Here is a 3,249-nt window from a genome sequence, read left to right as displayed (position 1 = left end):
GGCCGTGCCCGGCCCCGCGCTCGGCTCGACGCCGTCCACCGGCCCGGTCGTCGACCGGGCCGAGCTGGTCCGGCTGCTCGACGACGAGCAGGCGAACCTCCAGGTCAGCGTCGAGGCGTGGGGCGACTCGGACGCTCCCGAGGTGGTCTGGCCGCGGCTCTGGTCCGTGGTGGACGGCCGCCTGCTCGACGTGCGGACCGACGACGGCGCGGTGGCGCCCGTCGAGCGGCCGGCCGGCTCGGTCGCCGCCGAGCTGCAGTGGGCCCTGGTCGGCGCGGTGGACGCCACCACGCCGGAGCCCGGCACCGGTGCCGAGGGTGAGGCAGGGCAGTGAGCGACACGATGCAGGGGCAGGATCCGGAACAGGTACGGGCCCTCGCCAAGATGCTCGAGGACGGCGCATCGCAGCTGGAGTCGGTCAAGTCGATCACCTCCGTCGCCGTCTGGGGCTTCGACGGGGCGGGCCCCAACGTCGAGCAGATGCGCGGCGAGTGGGAGTCGCAGCACGCGCCCATGCTCGGCACCGTCGCGGAGTCGCTGACCACCTACGCCCAGCGGGCGAGGGCCAACGCCGACGCCCAGGACCAGACCTCGAACACGTACGACGGCGGCGGCTTCGCCGGGGTCTCGACCCAGGGGTCGGGCAGCACGGGCGGGGACGACGACGGCGGCGTGCTCGACTGGCTCGGGGACAAGGCGGGCGACCTCTGGGACGCCGGCGGCGACGGCGTCGACTGGGTCGGGGACAAGGCCGGCGACGCCGCGGGCTGGATCGGCGACCGCGCGACCGACCTCTGGGACGCCGGCGGCAACGCCGTCGACTGGATCGGCGACAAGGGCTCCGACGCGCTGGGCTGGCTCGGTGACCGAGGTTCCGACGTCCTGGGCTGGCTGGGCGACCGCGGGAGCGCGATCGGCGGCGCGTTCATGAACGTGGGCGACGCCGGCCTGCAGCTCTGGGACGCAACCGGTGGGGCGATCCTCGACGGCGAGTGGCCACGGACGACGGAGGTGCTCGCGTCCGGCATCCGGCTCGCGGGCACGACGGTCGGCCTGGGTCTCACCGCCGGCTCGCTCGGCATGTTCGACCCCAAGGTCTTCGACGACGGCGACCCGTACGCGGGGGACCCGACGGACGTCGCCGCACCGCGCGAACCCTCCAGCATCTCGGAGGTCGCGCTCGGTGTGACCGACTCGTACAACGCCGGCGACGGCAACGTCCGGATCACCACGATCGACGGGCCCGACGGCCCGCGCGTCATCGTCAACGTGCCCGGCACCGAGGCGTGGAACCCCTCGGCGGGCGACAACCCCATGGACCTGACCGGCAACCTGGTCACGGCGGGCGGCTCGCGCTCGACCATGAGCGAGGCCGTCATGCTCGCCATGCGGAACGCGGACATCCCGCCGGGTGCCGAGGTCATGATGGTCGGTCACTCCCAGGGCGGCATGACGGTGGCCGACCTGACGTCCGACCCCGGGTTCGTGAACGAGTTCAACGTCACCCACGCGATGACCTACGGCTCGCCGATCGACAGCGCGCACATCGACCCGTCGGTGAGCGTGCTGGAGATGCAGCACCAGCACGACGTCGTCCCGCGCCTCGACCTCGGCGACTCGCGGTTCCCGTTCCTGCCCGGCGGGCAGAACGAGAGCGCCAACCACACCAGCGTCACGTTCGACGACCCGGGCTCCGCCTTCAACGCCGTGGCCAACCACGACCACGCCGAGGCGTACCCGAACTCCATGGCCAACAGCACCGACCCCGGGTACCTCGCCTACCAGCAGGAGCTGCGGGACAGCGGGTTCCTCACGTCTCCCGGCTCGAGCTCGACCGTGACCGCGCAGGACGTCCACGTCGGCCGGAAGAACTGATGGGCGGAGGCTGGGCGCGCCGCAGGCGCCGGCTCGTGGACCGGCTCTCGGAGTCGGGGCCGGTCGGCGGCGGGCTCGCGGCGCTGCTCAGCCTGGGCAGGGCGCGCAACCCCGACTGCGAGGAGCTGCTCACCTCGACGGCGCTCGCCGTCGAGGGCGTGGTCTCGGCGGAGTTCGAGTGCAGCGACCAGTTCGGCGGCGGCTGGCAGCGCGGCAAGGTCGTGCTGCGGGCCTCGTCCGAGGACGAGGCGGTGCGGGTGATGGAGGCGCTGCTGCGGGCCTTCGCGGCCGAGCCGCGGCTGGAGCCGCGCTGGGCCACGCCGCAGGAGTACCGGAACGAGGACGGCTCGGTCGTGGTCGGGGCGCGGCACGCGGGGTTCTCCGGCGTGCCGACGATCCGCCAGGTGCGGGAACACTACGAAGAGGGACTGGCTGAATGATGCGACGTGACCGAGCGCGGTACCTGCCCGCCGTCCTGGCGGCGGCGCTGGTGCTGCCCGTGTCCGCGTGCTCGTCGGGCGACACCGACCGGTGCGCGGAGGCGTTCACCGAGGCCGCGACGGCGGTCTCCGGCGTGGTCTCGGCCGAGTGGGAGTGCAGCGACAACTTCGGCGGCGGCTGGCAGCGCGGCGACGTGGTGGTCTCGGCGACCACCGAGGACGAGGCCGTCGAGGTGATGGACGGCGTGCTGCGGTCCATCGCCGCGGCGGGCGACCTCGAGGACACCTGGGCGACCCCGCAGCAGTACGCGAACGAGGACGGGTCGATCGTCGTGGGCGCGAACGACCTCGGCTTCAACGGCCCGCCGACCGTCGGCGAGGCCCGCGAGCACTACGGCATCACGCCGGGCTGACCCACTGACCTGTCGCCGGTCGGGCTGACCCATCGCCGGCCAAGCCTGTCGAGACCCGGTCTCGACAGGCTTGACCAGCGTTCGGAGGAGCGGTGCGTCAGCCCCGCAGCCAGACCGTCGTGTCCGACGGCAGCTCGCCCGAGCCGGCGTCGAGCTCGCCCGAGGCGACCAGCACCTGCGCCCCGGCGGGCAGTGCGAACGGCGTCGCGCTCAGGTTGGCGACCACGACGACGTCGGCCACGCGGAAGGCGACGACGTCCGGGTGCTCGGCCAGGGAGTCGACCCACGAGAGCACGCCCGCGCCGAGGTTCTCGGCACGGCGCAGGCCGAGGGCCGCCCGGTACATCTCGAAGGTCGAGCCCTCGACGCCGTACTGCTGGTCGGCGGCGAGCTCGGCGTAGACGTCGGGCTGCGGCAGCCAGGTCTTGCCCGTGGGGCCGAACCCGTTGCCCGGCGCGCCACCGACCCACGGCAGCGGCACGCGGCAGCCGTCGCGGCCCGGCTCGGCGCCGGTCGTGCGG

At 73.8% G+C, this 3,249-nt stretch carries 5 protein-coding genes; 4 read left to right on the top strand and 1 reads right to left on the bottom strand.

The genetic code is table 11. The annotated features are described in order from the left end of the window. The 4 genes from PROKR_RS35455 to PROKR_RS19140 form a co-directional block, all read left to right on the top strand. Nucleotides 1-334, top strand: a 334-nt coding sequence (locus tag PROKR_RS35455; RefSeq protein ID WP_169736481.1) for a hypothetical protein, incomplete at its 5' end; no start/stop codon positions are given. Further along, entirely contained in the window at nucleotides 331-1,875 is a 1,545-nt protein-coding gene (locus PROKR_RS19150; RefSeq protein WP_036965822.1) for an alpha/beta hydrolase family protein, read from the top strand. The genes PROKR_RS35455 and PROKR_RS19150, both read left to right, overlap by 4 nt. Beyond that, nucleotides 1,875-2,315 (top strand): hypothetical protein, encoded by a 441-nt coding sequence (locus PROKR_RS19145; protein WP_211240180.1) that lies wholly within the window; start codon nucleotides 1,875-1,877, stop codon nucleotides 2,313-2,315. Before PROKR_RS19150 ends, PROKR_RS19145 begins: the two co-directional genes overlap by 1 nt. Next, complete coding sequence (locus PROKR_RS19140) at nucleotides 2,312-2,728, top strand: hypothetical protein (RefSeq protein WP_245605888.1); 417 nt, start codon at nucleotides 2,312-2,314, stop codon at nucleotides 2,726-2,728. The genes PROKR_RS19145 and PROKR_RS19140 overlap by 4 nt, the downstream gene beginning before the upstream one ends. A 97-nt stretch (nucleotides 2,729-2,825) precedes the next feature. Here the strand turns inward: PROKR_RS19140 and PROKR_RS19135 are convergent. After that, nucleotides 2,826-3,249: DUF3459 domain-containing protein (locus PROKR_RS19135; protein ID WP_157602274.1), on the bottom strand; the 424-nt coding region annotated here is incomplete at its 5' end.

The organism is Promicromonospora kroppenstedtii DSM 19349, assembly GCF_000515355.1.
GTDB classification, from domain to species: Bacteria; Actinomycetota; Actinomycetes; order Actinomycetales; family Cellulomonadaceae; genus Promicromonospora; species Promicromonospora kroppenstedtii.
This window is presented reverse-complemented; position numbering and strand designations above follow the sequence as displayed.